Source organism: Candidatus Poribacteria bacterium (genome assembly GCA_028820845.1).
GTDB lineage: Bacteria > Poribacteria > WGA-4E > WGA-4E > WGA-3G > WGA-3G.
The window spans coordinates 75,783-94,665 of sequence record JAPPII010000092.1; the positions used below are offsets into that span (position 1 = coordinate 75,783).

The following is an 18,883-nucleotide window of genomic DNA, read 5'->3' on the forward strand; positions in this document are numbered from 1 at the left end:
CCAACACCCAAATGCCCAAATACGTAGTAGCAACAGCAGACGAAATTCCAGTCGGTGAACGCAAAATCATTGAAATCGGTGGACGCTCCATCGGTGTCTTTAACATTGATGGCGAATACTACGCTATCCGTAATAGCTGCCCCCACCAAGGCGGACCTTTATGTAGCGGTCTTGTCACCGGCTTCTTAGAATCCTCGGGTCCAGGCAACTATAACTACACCCGTAAAGGCGAGATTCTCCGCTGCCCATGGCACAGTTGGGAATTCGACATCAAAACAGGGCAATCTTGGTGGAGTCCAGCGCAGCGGCGCGTCAGAAAATACGAAGTCCACGTCGAGAGCGGTGAAGACATCGAGGCATCCAGTTCTGATGCTGAACCTCAAAAAGGTCCCTACGTCGCCGATACCTTCCCCGTCACCGTTGAGCAGAAGTACGTCGTCATCGAAATCGACTAATCCACCTCTTGCCCATCAATCAATTTCTCCTGATCCCCTGGCGAATAGAAATACGACCCCGGTTTCCATTCGCCAATATCCCCAATCAATCTCCGCTGACGCGGCGTGCAGCGTTCCAAAAGTTCCGGCGATGCCTTCTCATAATCAAAGGGTCGGAAGCACTGATGGCTATAGCAATAGATGAGCGTCTTCCGAGGCTGTTCCGACCGGTTGCTGGCAACACCATGCCACAATGCGTGCGGAAAAACAGCAGCATCCCCCGCCTTTACACGCAGCTGCACGGCTTCCGGGATATAGGGACCGTCCTTGACCCCTGTTTCTGGAAACGTACGATTATGGCTTCCCGGCACGACGGTGAAGTTTCCGCTATCGGGTTTCTCAAGGTCCGTCAAGAAGTAATGGAGTTTGACCTGAAGCGGCGAACTTGATCTGCTGACCCGAATCGTCCGCATCGCCTGCCCACCATCCGTGTGTAGATACCCCGGATCTTTCGGGTTCGGAGGACGCACAATCACCTCAGACATACTCAACTGGATAAAGTCGCCCATCAGTTCACGCACAATCGGGAACGTCCCCGGATGATCCATTAAGTCAACGAAGATGTCATGATCCTCCATTGCATTCCGCTTATCGAAAACAGAGTCTGCTGTGACATTCTCACCTTTCCGAAACTCGCTGTCCATTGCATCCACTATTGTCAGGAGTGCCTGCACTTCATCCGGAGAGAGCACCCCCTTCAAGACGATATAACCTTCAGCCCTCCACTGCTTCCGCTGCTCTTTCGTGAGTATTCCCATCTATCTCCAACCTCCGTAGTTGTCCGGGGCACTTTTCTTTTAGGGAAAATGTTCCTGCCAAACGCCGACTGCTAATTGCTAATAAAATAGATGAGAAATCAATTCGTGTCAAGCAAAATATCTACTCCGCTTTTCTGGTGAGGTGCTCTTTAAAACTGATAGGTGCGTTTTCGTGTCCGAGGCTAAAAAAAGATTGACGTCCCCTCCTTAAAAAGGTATAATCTTACCAAGACCCTAACTCTGTCTTTTCACGCACCACACGGCAAGGAGAAACACCGATGGATACCTACAAAAATGGGATCAACATACCTTACGCACCGACAGATGCGGCAGACCTCTACCCTGAAACGGACGGTAAACCGATGGCAGCAAGCGACTTCCACCTTGAAATCCTTATTTGGCTCTTGCAAACGCTGAAGGCACATTTTGCTCATAGGCCTGAGGTCTATGTCTCCGGCGATATTCTCACATATTACACCCAGGGCAACCCGCGCGCAGTCATCGCACCGGATGTTCTCGTCGCCTTCGGTATCGGGCAAAAGAAACGACACACTTACAAAGTCTGGGAAGAGGGAAAGGTGCCAGACTTTGTGATGGAGTTCTCAAGCAAAACCACTTATCAAAACAACCTCACAGACAAGATGGCACTTTACGCCGCACTCGGTATACCGAACTACCTCCTCTATGACGCTGAGGCACTTTATCTGCCTTCGCCCCTGATGGGATTTCAGTTGGTAAAGGGGACCTATGTCCCAGTATCCCCGGGCGTTGACGGTGGTATCCATTCAGATGTTCTCGGTTTAGATTTCCATATACGCGGGAGGCGTTTAGCGGTTTACGATCCGGTTACCGAGCAATGGCTCCAAACGCCCGCGGAGCAAAACGCCGCACGCGCCGAAGAGGCCGAAACACGCGCTGCCCAAGAAACCATCGCACGACAGAAAGCAGAAGCAGAACTCGAACGCCTTCAAGAACAACTTGCCCATTTACAGGCACGCACTTACAGTGAATCCTAAACGAATGCCGATCTTATACCAGAACAAAAAAGTAGGTAGGACTTACGCACTGCTTCTTAAAGGCCCTCTACCTCCCTGATAAGAGGGGATGGGGAGTTGAGGGATTTAGGGGGTTAAAAATATGGAGAATACCGGTTTCTTGCGTCTGTATGTCCGATATTTGTCCAGTTTGCGTAAGTACTGTTGGATTAATAAATTAATCTGTGATATGATTTCTGTAAAAGAATAAGGACAATTTTCATGGCAAAGACATGCCACGCATCCGTAGGTAAAGAACATATTTTACTGACCAGCCTCGGAATGCGAGCGATTAAAACAGAATATCTATGGAACGGGAAAAAAGCCGAGGCCGACCTCACCCCACTGGCGTTGGTGGAACTCCTTGAGAAATCCCAGTTACCCAATCGTGTTGTCGCGGTAGTTACCCAAGATGCCAAGCGTGAAACATGGCAGATTTTTCGTGCAGGAATCTGCAGAACTCTTAGATTGAGTCCTGAGTTAGTTGAAATTCCTAACGGAAGCAGCACTGACGAAATTCGTCAGATTCTTGAGACTGTTGCCAATCGCGTGCCAGAAGGTGCTGATCTGACCCTTGATGTCACACAGGGGCTCCGGCACTTCCCGTTTATCTTCTATGCCTTAGTGCTGTATCTTAAATCTCTTCGTGGTGTAAATATTCGCGGTGCCTACTACGGCATGGTTGAAGGGATAGCGAAGGAGGAACCTAAACCCATCATTGACCTACAGCCGCTCCTTGAATTGCCAGAATGGTTTCATGCTGTCCGGATGTTCCGCGATCAAGGAACAACAAATCCGATGGCGAGTCTTCTCCAACCATTAGCAAATCAGCTGCGTGAACAAGGAAGCAAATTACAGAACGGAGCCAAGAAACCTCCACTTGAAGCTATTGAACTTTATAAAAAATCCAATCAAGTCAAAGGTGCTGTTGACTCGCTAAAAAATTATGCTTTTGCTTACGAGTCCGCCTTGCCCTTGGAATTAGAAAAAGCTAGTAGAGGTCTTGTTGCTTCAATTGAGAAACTTCCTGCCACAGATAGCCAGAGTCTACCGCCTCTTGTTGGTGAACTTACTGAGAGCATTGTCAGTGCAGCGCAAAAAACAGCGTTTATAAAACTGCCAGCGAAAAAAGGGAAGTGGAAAGAGGAGATCCCTTTGGATGAAAATGAATTAAAGCGTCAGGCGTATATGATCGATTTGTATCTGAAACGGGATCAACTTTCACTTGCAGTAGGCTTAATGCGGGAATGGGTGATCTCTTGGGCAATCTGGAAATCAAGCAAAACTGTTGAGATTGAGAAGTGGTTGGATAATAACAAAGTCCGGCCCCGATATGAACGGATCCTCGGTGCTATTGGGGCATCTGCTAAAAGTGGGGGACCTCGATTAATCTTAACACAGGATCAGGAAGAATTTAGGGAGTTCTGGAATCGACTGACAGATAATTTGCGTAACGCCCTACATCATCACGCAATGCGTTCGGAGGCACTTGAAGAGGTTCCTATTTCTCTAAAGGACGTGCAGAAATTTTGGAATCAACTGAAGGATGATGGTTTGAAGACAACAAGTGAAATTGAACTGCCACCGTTGGGAGGGCGATTATTGATTTCACCACAAGGTAGACGGCCGGGTGTATTGTTCTCAGCACTAAAAGTTGCTGATCCGGACACTTGTCTCGTAATTTGTTCGGACACATCAGCTGATAGTACTCGTGATGCTGCCGATGAAGCAGGGTTTAGAGGGGCTATTGAACAGATTAAACTGGATGATCCACTTGGGGGCTTTAATGAAATCGAAAAAGTAGCCCAACATGCCAAGGGCTATCTGTCGTATGCTGATGAGGTTAGAGCAAACATCACAGGTGGAACAACGTTAATGGGCGTGATTGTACAAAAATTGGTGGAGGAAGCACAGCAACTGAACCGTCCAGTGAAACGTTTCGCCCTCATTGATCGACGATCAACGGAAGAGCAGGAAAGTGACCCGTTTGTGCAAGGTGACTCTCACTGGCTTGACTGAAACGGAAAAGGCGTTCAAATTTTTTCTCTACGTGAATGCCTGAGAAAAGACGCTCGATAAAACCTAATTTATACAGAGATGAAAAAATGAATAGTACGCAATTGAATCTTGAAACCGTGACACCAATGTTTCTCCATGGTTATGATAACAGAGTTGTGGAACTTAGACCCCCACCTTTCAAAGCACTATTTCGCTACTGGTGGCGGGCTGTGCAGGATTGTAATGTAGATTCATTGCGGGAAACTGAGGCAAAATTGTTTGGTAGTACAGATGGTAAAGCTCCATTTTCAATTCGTATTCCAGGAAAAAAGGATTTAGGGGTTCCCCTAAAATATAGTCCGTTGCCGCATAAGAACACTTTTAAGATGGATGCCTACGATGTAGGTAAACAATTTAATTTATGTTTGATTACGAAAAACGCTTCAGATGCTTCGACTTATAGGCAAATTGCAAAACTCGGTTTTTTGCTGGGTGGCGTTGGCAACCGTTCACGACGCGGATTCGGTTCAATTCGTGAAACATGTTGGTCTTTTGCCGATGTTCCAGACCTACGGCAAGAAGTTTTAGATACGCTTAATAATGTTGCAAAGTTTGAGGACGGCAAGCGATTTGAGATTAATAAAGGTGGAGCCATTGAATTGACACATCCATCTAATACTTTGCCACAATACCCTGTGGTTGGATTAATTGGTTTTGGTAATCCTACAACTGATGTTGGGTGCTTGTTAAAAGATATAGGACAAGCAACTCATACTCACAGAGATGATGCCTTAGGATATGCAAAGGGACAAAGGCGGTTGGCTTCCCCCATTCATGTCCGTGTGCAGAAAGTAGGAAAGAAATACGTTCCAGTTGTAACACTACTTCGCTGGAATTATCCAGGGTATGAATCACGCCATATTCACAAGCAAATTTCTTTTGTTGCTGAAATTATCACGTAGGAAATTTTTCATGAGTACAAATCATTCAAAGCCTCTCATGCTCATGTTCACAATAGGTCCCGTGCAATCTTTTATTGAAGCATCGCGGAAGACTGAAGACTTATGGATGGGCAGTTACATTTTGTCTTATCTTATAGCAACGGCAATGAAACAGGTTCAAACCGAAGGCATTGAAATAATCTATCCTGCTATTGGAAGCAAATCACCATTTGATTTTTGGAAGTCTCAAGATTTTGCAACACCATCCTTTCCGAATCTTTTTTTGGCAATTGGAAACAAAGTTACCCAAGATGAGTTGGTTACACGCGCAAAAACAGCAGAAATAAGCGTAAGAAACGAATTTAACAAAATGGCAACACGGGTACTTGATAAAGCATTTGGGACATGGCGTAAGACTTATATTGAAGATATTTTTAAGAGACAGATTCCTGATTTCTTTGACATCTATTGGGTGATTACCGAAGAAGAAACAGAGGAAGAATATGGCAAATGGTATGCCCGGACCGCTGGCAGCCTCGCCGCAATCAAAAACTGTCGGGCGTTTAAACAGACCAGCGAGCTTGGAAGAAAATGCTCACTTGATGGTATACACGAAATACTTCATAAAAAAGAAGATCAGACCGTTAATGAAGCAATGAAATGGTGGGAAGATTTTGCTAAAAACACTCCTATACATTGCCGAGAAAAAGAGGCTCTCAGTGCTGTCTCATTGACAAAACGGATGGGAAGGTATTTCCTTGAAAACCACTCAGAATTCAGCAATGAATTTAAGAACAACAAACCGAGATTCCCATCAACATCGGAGGTCGCTACAGCGAGCTTTAAGCAACGAATCGTCTGTAAACCTGAGGCATTAGAAATCTATACAAAACTCTGTAATGCAGTTAAAGAACTGCGCCAATCAGATGACGAAGAGGCAACTATCCCGACTATTAAACCATTGCCAAAGATAAAATGTCCCTTACCGAATAATGTTGATGGCGAATGGCTGTACGAGGAAACGTACAACGACTCTTATCTTGAACGTTACTATAACATTAATGTATTGCCAGAAAAAAATCAAATTGAACAGTGTAAGAAATTACGTAAAGATCTTGTTGGAGTGCTTAAAGGTGAGCCAGGGAAATATTATGCCGCTATAGCACTTGATGCTGACAATATGGGAGAAATAAATCGGGAAGTTGAAAGTCAAGATCAGCATGCTGAAAATAGCAGGCAGCTGATTAACTACTCAAAAAAAGCGCGTCGGATTGTTGAAGAGGAATATCTTGGCAAGTTGACTTATGCAGGCGGTGATGACCTACTTGCCCTTGCGAATCTCAAGGACCTGTTACCAATGTTAAAAAGGTTACGAGAAGAATTCCCTTGCTTTACGGGTGCTTCCGCCGGTGTGTGCATTGCCCACAATAAGATGCCACTTAATAACGTGATTCGGCATGCACGACGGATGGAAAAGGAAGCGAAAAAAGAAGATGGAAAGGATGCAATGGGTATTGCGTTGTTCAAGCACTCTGGAAATATCAGTGAAATGGTGACAAAGTGGAACCCCAGTGATCTGGATGTACTCACTATCAGTCAGAGATTGGTCAAACTTCTACAAGATAATGAAATTTCTAAAAGTTTTATATACACCTTTCGGAACGCAGTCACAAAATTAATAGGTGATGAAGGTGATCTGATGACTGGTTTACCACCCGCCATCATTGATAAAGAATTTATGCGTCTTATTGAACGTGCCTATAAGAAGAAAAACGAAAAACTTGACGAGACAAGTCTACAGACAATCGCAGAAACGATTGAATTGTGGAGTTACTTCACGCCTTTCAAGAAATTTCTCAATTTTTTGGACATAATCGTCTTTATTACAAGGGAGTCAAAGTGATACTATTTCTTCAGGCAAATGATACCTTCTTTTTTCGAGATGGTCGCCCCTTTACAAAGGGTGATCAATCAGAGGGCTATTCCATTTTTCCACCTTTACCTTCAACAATACTCGGCGGGTTAAGAACGGCATACATTTCCGAGCAGGGCGATTTAATTTCTTTTTATCAAGGAAAAATGGCAGAGACCATAGGAACACCCAACTCACTGGGCTCTATAAGCCTCAATGGCGTTTTTCTAGCCGATAGAGAATCTGAAATCTATTACCCAATCCCTTTAGATCTGGTAACCAAAAAGAAAGAGAAACTCTATGCACTTGAATGCTCTCCTGAAAAATCTAACTTTATCTCAAATTCTCCACTCAATCGCTACTTGAGATGGGATGCGGATGATGAGGATGTTGAGTCAGAGACAGATGGCAGATTAGAAGGTATAGATCTAACAGAATATCTCCTCGGTGGACAAACAGAGTTTATATTCAAGTCACTTGAGGATTTTGTTCGCTCTGAACCCAAAATCGGTATTGATCGGGATTACAATACATCTGCTTCTAAGGACAACATGCTGTATAGGATTAATATGTCCCGCTTTCAACCTCAATTCCACAATAACCCAAATGAACGGAAGGCATTATCAGATTTAGGATTTGTCGTAGATTATCAGTGTGAGGAAATGCTACCGGAAAAGGGATTACTGAAACTTGGCGGAGAAGGCAAAAGTTTCACTTATAAACAAAGTGGCCATAACCCCAATCCATTTGCTACAGAGAAGGATATGACAGCTCTCAAGGTATCAATCTGTAGTTCTCGTGCTTTTAAACTCTATTTTGCAACGCCTGCTATCTTTGATCAGGGATGGCTACCAAAATGGATTGACAAAGAAACGCACAAAGTTGAATATTCATCATTGTCATTTGAGTTGATCACAGCAGCCGTTGGCAAACCGATCGCTATTGGTGGCTGGGATATGAAAAAGAATGCACCAAAACCGACGCGTCAGGCAGTTCCAGCCGGGAGTGTCTATTATTTCAAGATATCCGATGAAATTTGCATTAACACTATCATTAACGCCTTTCACTATAAAAACATAAGCGACTACCAAGCAGCGGAAGGATTTGGGCTCTGCTTCGTCGGTGCTGTTAGAGGAGACAAGATATGACCGTTGTCATCACGCCTGTTGGAACATCGCTTTTTACCAATGGTTCAGTGTATAATCAAACTATTAATGACCGTTTCCAAAACCTTAAAAACAAACCTGAATCTGAATGGGATAACTATTCTCGATATATCGAGGTTCTCAAAACAGCTAGCGAAGGATTTATCAGCCAAAATATAACATCCGCTTCAGCGGAGCTCCAGAGCACAGAACTAATTCAGAACCATCTCCGGAGTGATATAATAGTTCATCTGCTTGCCTCAGATACAATTGCCTCGCGATTGGCGGCAGAAATTTTAATGGAGCAAATCAATAATCCTAACAATGTTTTAGGGAGCAATATAACTGCTACATTCAATGCGGATCCAACTTCCGGGCAGATTGATGTAATTCGTGATTTACAAGTTACAGACCCCCAGGACTTTTCACGTGAAGGCATGCCCAAATTGTTTCATAGGATCAATTATATTAAAGACTGGGAGGCTGGAGACCGTCAGAATCTTGCTATCAATATCACCGGAGGATATGGAGCAACTTTGCCATATCTGACAATTTTCGCACAACTTGAACGCGTTCCGCTCTATTATAACTTTGAGGATAGTGATGAACTCATTGTAATTCCACAGGCTCCGCTTGCTATTGATTGGAATTTGATTAAACACCACTCTAACGTTTTGGCGCAAATTGATACAGGCATTGAGGTTGATGATTGGCAAGATTTCAAAAGAGATAATTATCAAGCTGTTGAAGAATTAGATGCCTTCATCTGGTCAGATAATGATGTTGGGGCATGTCTTTCACCAATTGGCGTTATTTTCTGGGATCAGTATCTGAAAAACCATTTTATTGTTGATTTGGCAAATAACATTAGAAAAGACACAACGATCGAAGGTGTAATTCAAGAACTTTATAGACGGTTACGTTCGGTTCTATCTCCAAAATATCTTGATCCTGCGAAGTGTTACCATAAAATTCGTAAGTTGGGACCCCACGACGATTTAAACCACACCGGGCAAGTCCAGGGGCATGATATATTTATCTTCAAGTCAACAGCTATTGCTCAAATACGCTTAATGTATACATTTGAGGTTAATAGTCGAACTATCACTCAAATCAAAATATACGACAAAGGTACACATATGAAAACCGAGGGATATAACGTATGGAAAAAACGTATGAGATGTAACCATTCTACAACTTGTTTTAATACACATACATTTGACATAAAGCCATAATTTTAGCGAGGATAAGCCAGAATATGTTCAAACAAGCTAAACCCCTATTTCTAATCGTAGAAACACCGCTCCATGCAGGAAGCGGTAGCGACCTCGGCATCGTTGATCTGCCGATTCAACGCGAGAAACACACGGACTACCCAAAAATCGAAGCGTCCGGACTAAAAGGCAGTATCCGTGAAATTTTTAGGGCACAAGTAGAAAAACCTAAAGTTGAACTTGTCTTTGGTCCCGAAGATGGTGATTTACACGCGGGTGCTTTAGGATTCACCGATGCACGTCTCCTGCTTTTTCCGGTGAAATCTGTCAAAGGCGTGTTTGCATGGGTAACATGCCCAGCAGCTTTAGAACGTTTCAAACACGATCTCTCCATCTGTCAACCGAGCGTTGATTTTGTTGAGAATATCCCTGATGCCAATACGGTGCCAAACGAAAGTTCTCTCATCGTGAAGGATGAAGGAGATGCCAAGAAAATTGTCCTTGAAGAATACACATTTACTGTCACGCATAATGATGGATGTGATATTGTTGCAAAGTGGATCGCTCATAATGTATTGCCAACCAACGACCCAAGTTATAATTACTGGTGTGATAAAATTGAAAAAGATATCGTTGTGTTGAGCGATGACGATTTCCGAGATTTCGTCATGCTCTCGACGGAAGTTATTGCCCGAACCAAAATTGATAGTAAAAAAGGCACCGTTGTAGATGGTGCGTTGTGGTACGAGGAATATCTTCCGACTGATTCGATTCTCTATTCGCTTGCATTGACAACACCGCTATTTATAAAAATAGAAGATGATGATGTTGAAAGAAGACGCGAAAAGGAGAAGGACAAAAAGAACATCTTTTATACCAGCGACGAGGAGGTCGAAAGCCGAATCGAGAAAGCACCGGATGCTAAGCCCAGCGATGGTAATGGTAATGAGCGTTCCGAAGCGATTAAAAGTCTTATTGAATCCGAGAAGGTGATGAATTTCTTTGCGGGCGGTTTACCAGATATTATCCAAATTGGCGGTAATGCAACAATCGGTAAAGGAATAGTCCGTACACACGTCTATCAAAACCAAGGAGGAAACGATGGCACAGGAAGTAACGACACTCAAAGGAATTGAACAAGGACGGGCATCTTATGCCTTCAAGGTAGTACAGGAGGTTAGCGATTCTCTAAAGAAGGAGTACAAATCCGCTGCAAAAAAACTCCCCGTTCAGATAAAAATGAACGGACTTGGACAAAGTTTAGCTTTCTTGAAAAGTAAGGGCGAAAAAGACGAGGAAAAACCTAAAAACGCTTACGATCAGTTGTACGAAGATATTGGAATCTGGCTACAAACTGAGGATGTCAAGCGATTGGTTGAAAAAGATGAGGAACTTGTCAAAGAGGTGATCCAGCTCGAATCGCATGCCTATCGAAAAGCCACCGTTGAAACCCTTGCATTACTCAATTGGATGCGTCGTTTTGTTGATGGTCTAATTGAAAATTAAGGAAGGCCCACTAATGCCCGCAAATTATCATCCATCAGATACCACAAAGATTGTCAAACTTGAGTTCGTCTCTAATCTTGAAACTCGTTATGCAAGTGACTTGAATGCTGGCGGACCTCGCTTGCAAAATTTACTAAATCGCCTTCGCCTTTCCCCTAACGCCCACGTCTGGGTTAAAATACGAGATAATCCAAATAGGGGTATTGAAGGGAAGTGGTTGGTAATGGATGGGAAACATAACCTTTTTATTTTCAGAAATGTAAATAAACTTGAAGTTTATAAACGCCCCAATATTGAAAACTGTGCATTAGAATATAGTTATTTTTTGCAAATTGATCCACCAAATAATATTGATAAGATTGATTTTCCTAGATATATTCAGCCTCCCGATTCAGGCCTTATTGCTCAACTAAGAGAACGACAAACACAACAACTTGTGCAATTTGCTAAACAAGGTGTTAAACTATACTGCGTTGAGGCAACGGTTGATTGGCGATTGGTCGTAGGCATCGGGAGTGAACATGTCCAAGAAACAAGTATGACGCTTCACCACATCTACGGTATCCCGTATATTCCTGGGAGTGCAGTTAAAGGTGTATTACGGCATTGGTGGTTACAAGAAGGCGAAATTGACGAAGATAAAGCTCTTGAAGATACAGATTTTCTGACTGTTTTTGGCAGTCAAAAACAGCGCGGGAAAGTACAGTTTCTTGATGCTTATCCTAAAAATGTCTGCTTTACAACTGACATCATGAATCCACACTATCCTAAATATTACAGTGGCAGCGAACCGCCAACTGACCATCAAAATCCCGTGCCTATTAATTTCCTTGCTGTTGAAGAGACTACTTTCCGATTCGCTTTCTTAGCAAAGACTCAAGAGCCACTTGATGAACTCAAGAATCGGTTTGAGGACGCGTTGAAATTAAAAGGTATTGGTGCAAAAACATCTGTTGGTTATGGATATTTCACGGATTTCAAAGACAAGACTGATAACGTCACTGACAAACTCAAACAAGAACAAGAAGCGGCTAAAAAGCAACGAGAAGCTGAACGATTGGCAAACCTTTCTCCTATTGAACAATTTGTTGAAGAATTGAATCGTCTTACCGACAAGCCAGTGGATGAACAGCGTGCCGTGGAAATTTACAACAATGAACTTCCATCACTTGAAGGGAATGAAAAGCAGCTAATTGCACAAGCATTCAAGGCTTATTGGCAGCGCATTAATAAATGGGATGGAGGCTCTAATAAGCAAAGAAGAAAAGTGATGGAAATTAAGTCAATTTTAGGTGACAGTTGAATGCCGAGACACCAACTATCATACTCCAAAACTTTCGCTTCGCACGCTACAGATTCACATACACCGTCCAAGAACCGCTGAAAATACCAAAACACAAAGGCAACATCCGCGGCAGCAGACAAAATTTGTAGGAACACGGAGGAAATTGCCCGTATGGGAACACTCCTCATGCTAACAGTCGGCACCAATCCACTACCGGTGTGGGTGGCACTCCATCATTTGAAAGCGAAACTGCTACCCCGGATCCACGTACGACTCGTGCATACGAAAGAGACACAACCCGAACGGGACCGATTGCTGAAATACAGTCACGGTGTATCCACTATGGATACGGTCGAAACAGTGTCGGGAAATCCAGCGACTGTACGCAACGACATAACCCAGAACCTCCTACACAATTTGCCAGACAATACGACTCGCATTCACGTGCATTATACGGGGGGTACGAAGGTGATGTGCGTTGAAACCGTCGCTGCGGCAGAAAGTATTAAGGCTTTGCTCCCCTCACAAAATATGGATATAGAAACCTCCTACCTGGATCCACGTGCAGATGCAGGTGCAACCCTCATAGACCGGAACGGAAATGTCTTAATCTCAGATACTCGCAAGGGAGTCGCGCCTTGGCTGGAGCGCATCGCTGAACTCAACGGTTTTGAACTCGGTCCATTTCCTTATGCCTACTGGGATGAATTGGGTAACAATCGAACGAGAAATTGTCCCGCTCCTGAAACGTTTAATGAAGCACAATTGGCGAAGGGCCGTGCAACACTCAATAGTGGGAGGTATATGACACCAGAACTCCTTGAGTATGGGGCCTACGCCGCCTTTCAGGATGCCTTGGCAGCCATCTCTCGACAATGCTCAGATCGGAACAACTATAGACTCTTCCACAAGGTGTATGTCCGGCGAGCCGAGGCATCAGATGCAAGTGTGAAACCTTTTGAGCTTGACGTGGTTGCAGTATTAGGCTACCAAATCGTTGTCGTTTCGTGTACCCTTGCTAAGGAACATGCCCGGGTGAAGCAAAAAGGGATGGAGGCTATTTTACGGATGCGGCAACTCGGTGGTATTGAGGCACGCGCCATCGTGTTGTGTGGTGCTTCGCAAGAGGCGCAGCAGCTGATCCAAGCCGAATTGAAAGAAGCAACAGGACATTCAAACCTGTCTTTAGAAATCTGGGGAAGGGATACATGGTATCGCCTCCAGCAAACATTTCATCAATACCTACGCACTGCCTTCGGTTGGGCGTGAACACACGATGCTCCAGAACTTCCGTTTCGCACGCTACCGCTTCACATACACCGTCCAAGAACCACTGAAGATGCCCTACTACAAAGGTAACGTCTTCCGCAGCCGGTTCGGATATCTCCTCCGCGACATCACGTGCATCGGCGGTGCAGAACAGTGCAAAACACAGTGCCAGTTCCCAGACCGGTGCGTCTATTCTAAATGCTTTGAAACGCCCGTCCCCGATGACAGTCCGATGCTACGCGGGCAACCCTTCGCACCGCATCCGTTTATCCTGGAACCCCCATGCACTCGGAAATTAGACTATGCACCGGGTGACACCTTTACTTGTAATATAACGCTTATCGGGGACGCAATCAACCTGCTACCGTGGGTAGTGTTCACCTTCCGCGAGATAGGCAAGCGAAGCCTCGGTATCCGTGGCAAACGCGGACAATGCCATCTCAACACAGTAGAAGCCCTACCCGCACAGGGGAGCCAAGACATCCCAACAATTTACACGGCAGAGACCGAACTCCTCACAGACGATGGGCTAATTCTTGGACTTGATAATGTCCTGAAAGGCGTGCCTCAGATTGCCAATGCGATTGAGTTGGAATTCCTCACGCCTACCAGTATCAAGGTTGATGGGAAGTGGACAAGTAGACTCACCTTTGAACACCTTACCCGAAACCTGCTCCGTCGGATCCGGTTCCTGAGTTATTTCCATTGCGGTGAAGATTTAGACGTAGATGCCCAGGCGGTAATTGACGCTGCTAAGGCTGTAAAGCATGTATCCGATTTGCGCTGGATTCGCACAGATCGCTACTCCTACCGCGCTGAGAAATCCGTGCCGATGGGTGGGTTTATCGGGAAGGTTCGCTTTACAAGACAAGTAGAGCCGTTCCTACCCTTTATCCATCTCGGCGAGTATCTACACATCGGGCATCATACAGCGTTTGGGTTCGGACAGTATTGCATCGGCCGCGACCCCAAAGTAAACTGAAAGATGAATCCGCTGAAGATGCCCTGAGTTACGCGAAGGAATTTAAAAAGAAATGCGAAAATTTGGTACTGAAGGGCGCGTCGAGCCCACACAACACTATTTTGTGCCGCGCACACGGGAGATTACCGATTTCATCAACCGCGTCAGAGCAGGTAAATACATTGTCTTATTCGCGCCGCGGCAAACCGGCAAAACGACATTCTTCCGACGCGTCATCGACGTACTCAACGAAGGGACAGGAACGGGAGCATCCGTTGCGTCTCACGAAACCTTCCGGCAGAACCCTGCTGCTACCACATCTGATGCAGCCTATTTCCCCATTCGTCTTGATTTCCAAGTGTGTCGCAATTTATCAATCCGTGAGTTTTACACATACCTATCAAAAGAGATCCGTACCCAAATCGAAAGCGTCTTCCAGAAACACGGGAGTATGCCTTCTCTGTCTCAATTTTTAGATGCCACCACACTCACCAACCACATTTCGATGATTGACTTTTTCAGAGAACTTCAAAGACTCCTGCCAAACCAGCGGATTCTCCTGATGATAGACGAGTTTAATGGTATTCCCCAAAGTGCTTTGAGTGATTTTTTGTATGCGCTCCGCCTTATCTACCTGTCCGATGAACCTCGATGTCCGCACAGCATTGGCATCATCGGGGTCAAAAGCATCAACCAACTCAATTATGATCGCTCTGTCTCTCCATTCAATATCCAAGACGAATTCCGCTTACCGAACTTTACGCTTGAACAGGTACAAGAACTGATCGAGCAATATACGGACGAAGTCGGACAGGTTGTCGCACCAGAGGTTATTGCGTCGATTCATAAGCAGACCGCAGGACAACCCGTACTCGTCAACCGATTTGCACAAATTCTCACGGAGGAATTAGACATTCCAAAAAACGAAACGATTACAATGGCGCACTTTACGGCTGCACATACCCAACTCCTCCGAGGGCGGAACACCAACATCGAGCATTTAACAACCAATATTCGCAAAGACCCGCGTTTTGAAAATATTTTGATGCGAATTATGGCACGCGATGAAGGGATAGACTTCAACCTACGCAATCACATTATTGGGGAACTTGCCACTTACGGGGTTATCAAAGAGGGAACTGATGGAATGTGTGAGATTCTCAATCCGATTTATCTATATTGCATACTGCAGGCATTCAAACCCCTCGTGAATGGATTGGAGGATGAATACTTCCCTGAAGACACCAGTGACGATTTTCGGGATTACCTTGCACCTGGGAATTCGATTGACATGGTGTCGTTACTTGATAACTTCCAGAATTTCATCGCGCGCGCAGGGTTCAAGATTCTACAAGTGCCGGATACACCCCAGGAATCGGTCGGCCAGCATCTTTTGATGGCATATCTTGACGCGTTTGTCAGACAGATCGGTGGGACGATGCACATTGAAGTTCAAACCGGGCGAGGGCGGATGGACCTCATTGTGACGCACAATCAACGAAAATACATCGTTGAGACAAAAATTTGGCGAGGCACACACTATTATCAGTCAGGGAAGCAGCAGCTGGCGCGATATCTCAAGTTAGAGGGTGTGACCGAGGGTTTCTACGTCGTGTTCGATCATAGACAGGTACCGGAACCCCGTATTGAGACCTCGATCGTTGAGGGTGTGACAATTCATTGCTATGTCATCCCCGTTGTGCAGGAAACGCCTACCGGTGTATGAAACACTCAAACACTCAGTTGCACAGTTGCACGAAAAACTTGACATTTTTCCATGTTCAGCGCATAATTCATACACAAGATTTGTGCATCGGATGGAAACGCGTTTCAAATTTCCGAAAGCGTTGTCGCAGTTTGGCAGGGTCCTAAATAGGCAGTTGGGGTCTGGTTGATTAGTTTTCAGTAGTCGAACATTTATAGTAAATAAAGAAACATGTTGACATTTTAATAGAACACAAACTCAAAAACGCAAGGTCTCCGGTGCAGGCGGTTTCCTAACGGTGCCGATGCAAAGCATATAAGTAGTCCTAACATCTACTATACTTAACAAAGGGTTTATACCTAATGATCAATCCTGTTCTTGAATGGGCTTTACAAGTTTTACAACACCCACAAGAAACATCCGTGGATTCAACCGTTTCCAAGGCATTAAATCTTGTAGGTATTAGTCCCGGTCAGATCCAGATAAATTCTCAACCATTAGAATCAATCTTTTCAAAGATAGGCGAATCCACATCATCAGTTATTAAGAAAAAGATACCTTGGCAAGAATTGGATGTCGAACAGATTGTCTATCCAGTGGAGCATGCCGCTAAAGTGGTATTAGACGTTCCTGAACCTCCGCAAGGTTGGGACCGATTTCACACGAATGAAAATCTGGCACTTGCCTTAATTGAGAAGTATGGAACCTTCCTCTCCATTTCCTCACAAATTCCATATATTTCATTTTATGATGTCATCAAATCCGCTGCAGCTATTCATGATTGCCTTGAATCTGGGAAAACTGATAAGCCATTTTTGCTGGCTTCAGGAGATTTCTCTGGTATACAAGAGACAATTTACACGATCGCCTCAAGCGGTGCTTTAAAAACATTGCGCGCTCGGTCATTCATGTTAGAGTTGTTGGCTGAACACATCATATATGAAATCCAACAAGCGACGAGTTCGGGGCGATACAGTCTCATCTTTTCAGGCGGTGGTGGATTTAGCCTTCTGGTTCCAAATACGACTGATAATCGAAAATCGATTAACACTTTTATAAACATTATCAATGAGTGGATACTTGAGCAATTTGGTTTTCAATTATTCCTCGCTGTTCATTGTGAAACTGTGTGTGAGAAAGATCTAACAGGTGATCCGTTTAAGATTGTCTGGGAAACTATGGCGGACAAAATGAATAAACAGAAGGAGCGAAAATTCTGGGATACCACTAACTTTAAGAATTTATTCCGCCCCGAAATGCCGAAGCAATTGGCGAACCAATCTGCTTGCCAAATCACACATCGGGATGACTTGCCAGATTGCGAAATGGCACCAGAAGAGGTACCGGGAGTTGGGCGCGTCAGCAAATTTGCCTACCGCTTATGGACATTGGGTGATCGGTTGACAGAGTTCGATTGCATTGTTAGGCTCCCTAAATCTTCTACTCTAACGGATGACTTTAAAGGTGGGACTCTCCTCTTTCCAACATTTGACAGTCAATACGCTGAGTATAAAACAGATCAACAGTCTCAGATTAGCAGCAATCATGATGCACAATGGGTGGTTAACAGTTGGAATCTTGCCAATTATAAGGACAACAAGACCTTCCCATTCCTCTTTGGGAGTTATGTCAGATCGGTGGACGGATTACCAGATGAAGCACAAGAACAAGAAAGGGAGGAGTATCTGAGAGACCATGAAAAACCGATGTCCCGCCCAGAACGTGTAACTGCCTCCTTCTCTGGATTGGCAAAAGCTGCACAAGGTTCAGACCTCATTGGTTGTCTACGAATGGATGTTGACAATTTTGGCGATCTTTTTTCAGATAAACTGACGAGTTCAGGGATTGCTGCCATTTCGAATCTGTCGCGTAGCATGAATCTATTTTTTAAAGGATACCTCAACCAAATTTGCGGTATGAAATTAGGGGAGTTGGAAAAGAAGGATCATCCAGTTGACATCACTGGTAAAAAGAAGTCTAAAATTAACGGACGGGATGTATCTATTATCTATGCGGGCGGTGACGACCTATTTATCGTTGGGGCCTGGGATGATGTTGCCGAATTAGTATTTGACATTAACACCTGTTTTAGGGAGTTTTCCGGTTATAATCCCGAAGTCCATCTTTCCGGTGGTGTAACGCTTCACAAATCGAAATTTCCGCTCTATCAGATGGCACGAATAGCGAAGCAAGCAGAAGAAGCCGCAAAAAGAAACGAAGATCAGTCTGGCGAAACCAAGAATAGTCTCGCGCTATTCTATAGTGATACTCTTGAAAGGCGTAACAGGTCACTAAATGATCGCATCAAGGAAGAAAACCTGAGCGGCTGGCATCAGAAACTCAATCGAATCGCTGTAGCTTCTCAATGGGATGGATACGACGACATCATCCAACTAACCAAGCAAATGTATAAAACATATCCAAGCCTCTCACACGGCTTCCGCCGCAAGCTCTTTGAAACGCTTATAATTTGGCAAGAAGAAGGGGTGCTTTATCTTCCAATAATGTTTCACACTCTGCAGCAAATTGACAGGATACAACCACAGCCGCCGGCTTTGAAGAGTTTGAAAGGCCTTCTTTTTCGGCAAGATCAGATGGAGAAATTACATGTTCCCTTGCACTGGGTAGAATATCTGAATCGATAAGTAGATGGAGGAAATT

General features: G+C 44.5%; 15 protein-coding genes. 14 read left to right on the top strand and 1 reads right to left on the bottom strand.

Going from position 1 to position 18,883, the window contains the following annotated elements; all coding sequences use genetic code 11:
- Nucleotides 1-11: 11 nt before the first annotated feature.
- Nucleotides 12-455: a Rieske (2Fe-2S) protein gene (locus tag OXN25_17240; GenBank protein MDE0426596.1), complete on the top strand. Its 444-nt coding sequence runs from the start codon at nt 12-14 to the stop codon at nt 453-455.
- Here the strand turns inward: OXN25_17240 and OXN25_17245 are convergent.
- Nucleotides 452-1,252, bottom strand: coding sequence for a phytanoyl-CoA dioxygenase family protein (locus tag OXN25_17245; protein ID MDE0426597.1), 801 nt, complete (start codon nt 1,250-1,252; stop codon nt 452-454). The two genes, OXN25_17240 and OXN25_17245, sit on opposite strands and share 4 nt — an antisense overlap.
- A 278-nt stretch (nt 1,253-1,530) precedes the next feature.
- Between OXN25_17245 and OXN25_17250 the strand changes: the two genes are divergently transcribed.
- From OXN25_17250 to cas10 (OXN25_17310), 13 genes are all read left to right on the top strand, one after another.
- Nucleotides 1,531-2,268 (top strand): Uma2 family endonuclease, encoded by a 738-nt coding sequence (locus OXN25_17250; GenBank protein MDE0426598.1) that lies wholly within the window; start codon nt 1,531-1,533, stop codon nt 2,266-2,268.
- A 240-nt stretch (nt 2,269-2,508) separates the two neighbouring features.
- On the top strand, nt 2,509-4,305 hold the full coding sequence (csx2, locus tag OXN25_17255; GenBank protein ID MDE0426599.1) for a TIGR02221 family CRISPR-associated protein: 1,797 nt from the start codon (nt 2,509-2,511) through the stop codon (nt 4,303-4,305).
- A gap of 86 nt (nt 4,306-4,391) precedes the next feature.
- Entirely contained in the window at nt 4,392-5,246 is an 855-nt protein-coding gene (cmr1, locus tag OXN25_17260) for a type III-B CRISPR module RAMP protein Cmr1 (protein MDE0426600.1), read from the top strand.
- A 10-nt stretch (nt 5,247-5,256) separates the two neighbouring features.
- A complete protein-coding gene (cas10, locus tag OXN25_17265) occupies nt 5,257-7,128 on the top strand; it encodes a type III-B CRISPR-associated protein Cas10/Cmr2 (GenBank protein ID MDE0426601.1) in 1,872 nt (623 codons plus the stop codon).
- On the top strand, nt 7,050-8,285 hold the full coding sequence (gene cmr3, locus OXN25_17270; GenBank protein ID MDE0426602.1) for a type III-B CRISPR module-associated protein Cmr3: 1,236 nt from the start codon (nt 7,050-7,052) through the stop codon (nt 8,283-8,285). Before cas10 (OXN25_17265) ends, cmr3 begins: the two co-directional genes overlap by 79 nt.
- The gene (locus tag OXN25_17275) at nt 8,282-9,517 is read left to right on the top strand and encodes a hypothetical protein (protein ID MDE0426603.1); all 1,236 of its coding nucleotides are present in this window, start codon (nt 8,282-8,284) and stop codon (nt 9,515-9,517) included. Before cmr3 ends, OXN25_17275 begins: the two co-directional genes overlap by 4 nt.
- Before the next feature lie 23 nt (nt 9,518-9,540).
- Nucleotides 9,541-10,632 carry a type III-B CRISPR module RAMP protein Cmr4 gene (gene cmr4, locus OXN25_17280; GenBank protein ID MDE0426604.1) on the top strand — a complete coding sequence of 364 codons (1,092 nt, stop codon included), beginning with the start codon at nt 9,541-9,543 and terminating at the stop codon, nt 10,630-10,632.
- Nucleotides 10,598-11,002 carry a type III-B CRISPR module-associated protein Cmr5 gene (gene cmr5 / locus OXN25_17285; protein ID MDE0426605.1) on the top strand — a complete coding sequence of 135 codons (405 nt, stop codon included), beginning with the start codon at nt 10,598-10,600 and terminating at the stop codon, nt 11,000-11,002. The genes cmr4 and cmr5 overlap by 35 nt, the downstream gene beginning before the upstream one ends.
- Before the next feature lie 13 nt (nt 11,003-11,015).
- The gene (gene cmr6 / locus OXN25_17290; protein MDE0426606.1) at nt 11,016-12,305 is read left to right on the top strand and encodes a type III-B CRISPR module RAMP protein Cmr6; all 1,290 of its coding nucleotides are present in this window, start codon (nt 11,016-11,018) and stop codon (nt 12,303-12,305) included.
- A gap of 153 nt (nt 12,306-12,458) precedes the next feature.
- Nucleotides 12,459-13,556 (top strand): hypothetical protein, encoded by a 1,098-nt coding sequence (locus OXN25_17295; GenBank protein ID MDE0426607.1) that lies wholly within the window; start codon nt 12,459-12,461, stop codon nt 13,554-13,556.
- A 7-nt stretch (nt 13,557-13,563) separates the two neighbouring features.
- On the top strand, nt 13,564-14,538 hold the full coding sequence (gene cas6 / locus OXN25_17300) for a CRISPR system precrRNA processing endoribonuclease RAMP protein Cas6 (GenBank protein ID MDE0426608.1): 975 nt from the start codon (nt 13,564-13,566) through the stop codon (nt 14,536-14,538).
- A gap of 52 nt (nt 14,539-14,590) precedes the next feature.
- The gene (locus OXN25_17305; GenBank protein MDE0426609.1) at nt 14,591-16,243 is read left to right on the top strand and encodes an AAA-like domain-containing protein; all 1,653 of its coding nucleotides are present in this window, start codon (nt 14,591-14,593) and stop codon (nt 16,241-16,243) included.
- A gap of 341 nt (nt 16,244-16,584) precedes the next feature.
- Nucleotides 16,585-18,867 carry a type III-A CRISPR-associated protein Cas10/Csm1 gene (cas10, locus tag OXN25_17310; GenBank protein MDE0426610.1) on the top strand — a complete coding sequence of 761 codons (2,283 nt, stop codon included), beginning with the start codon at nt 16,585-16,587 and terminating at the stop codon, nt 18,865-18,867.
- Nucleotides 18,868-18,883 lie beyond the last annotated feature (16 nt).

Bases quoted from the DNA above. Each gene is read 5' to 3' on its own strand.
- OXN25_17240 (MDE0426596.1), top strand. From the start codon at position 12: ATGCCCAAATACGTAGTAGCAACAGCAGACGAAATTCCAGTCGGTGAA.
- OXN25_17245 (MDE0426597.1), bottom strand. From the start codon at position 1,252: ATGGGAATACTCACGAAAGAGCAGCGGAAGCAGTGGAGGGCTGAAGGT.
- OXN25_17250 (MDE0426598.1), top strand. From the start codon at position 1,531: ATGGATACCTACAAAAATGGGATCAACATACCTTACGCACCGACAGAT.
- csx2 (MDE0426599.1), top strand. From the start codon at position 2,509: ATGGCAAAGACATGCCACGCATCCGTAGGTAAAGAACATATTTTACTG.
- cmr1 (MDE0426600.1), top strand. From the start codon at position 4,392: ATGAATAGTACGCAATTGAATCTTGAAACCGTGACACCAATGTTTCTC.
- cas10 (MDE0426601.1), top strand. From the start codon at position 5,257: ATGAGTACAAATCATTCAAAGCCTCTCATGCTCATGTTCACAATAGGT.
- OXN25_17275 (MDE0426603.1), top strand. From the start codon at position 8,282: ATGACCGTTGTCATCACGCCTGTTGGAACATCGCTTTTTACCAATGGT.
- cmr4 (MDE0426604.1), top strand. From the start codon at position 9,541: ATGTTCAAACAAGCTAAACCCCTATTTCTAATCGTAGAAACACCGCTC.
- cmr5 (MDE0426605.1), top strand. From the start codon at position 10,598: ATGGCACAGGAAGTAACGACACTCAAAGGAATTGAACAAGGACGGGCA.
- cmr6 (MDE0426606.1), top strand. From the start codon at position 11,016: ATGCCCGCAAATTATCATCCATCAGATACCACAAAGATTGTCAAACTT.
- OXN25_17295 (MDE0426607.1), top strand. From the start codon at position 12,459: ATGGGAACACTCCTCATGCTAACAGTCGGCACCAATCCACTACCGGTG.
- cas6 (MDE0426608.1), top strand. From the start codon at position 13,564: ATGCTCCAGAACTTCCGTTTCGCACGCTACCGCTTCACATACACCGTC.
- OXN25_17305 (MDE0426609.1), top strand. From the start codon at position 14,591: ATGCGAAAATTTGGTACTGAAGGGCGCGTCGAGCCCACACAACACTAT.
- cas10 (MDE0426610.1), top strand. From the start codon at position 16,585: ATGATCAATCCTGTTCTTGAATGGGCTTTACAAGTTTTACAACACCCA.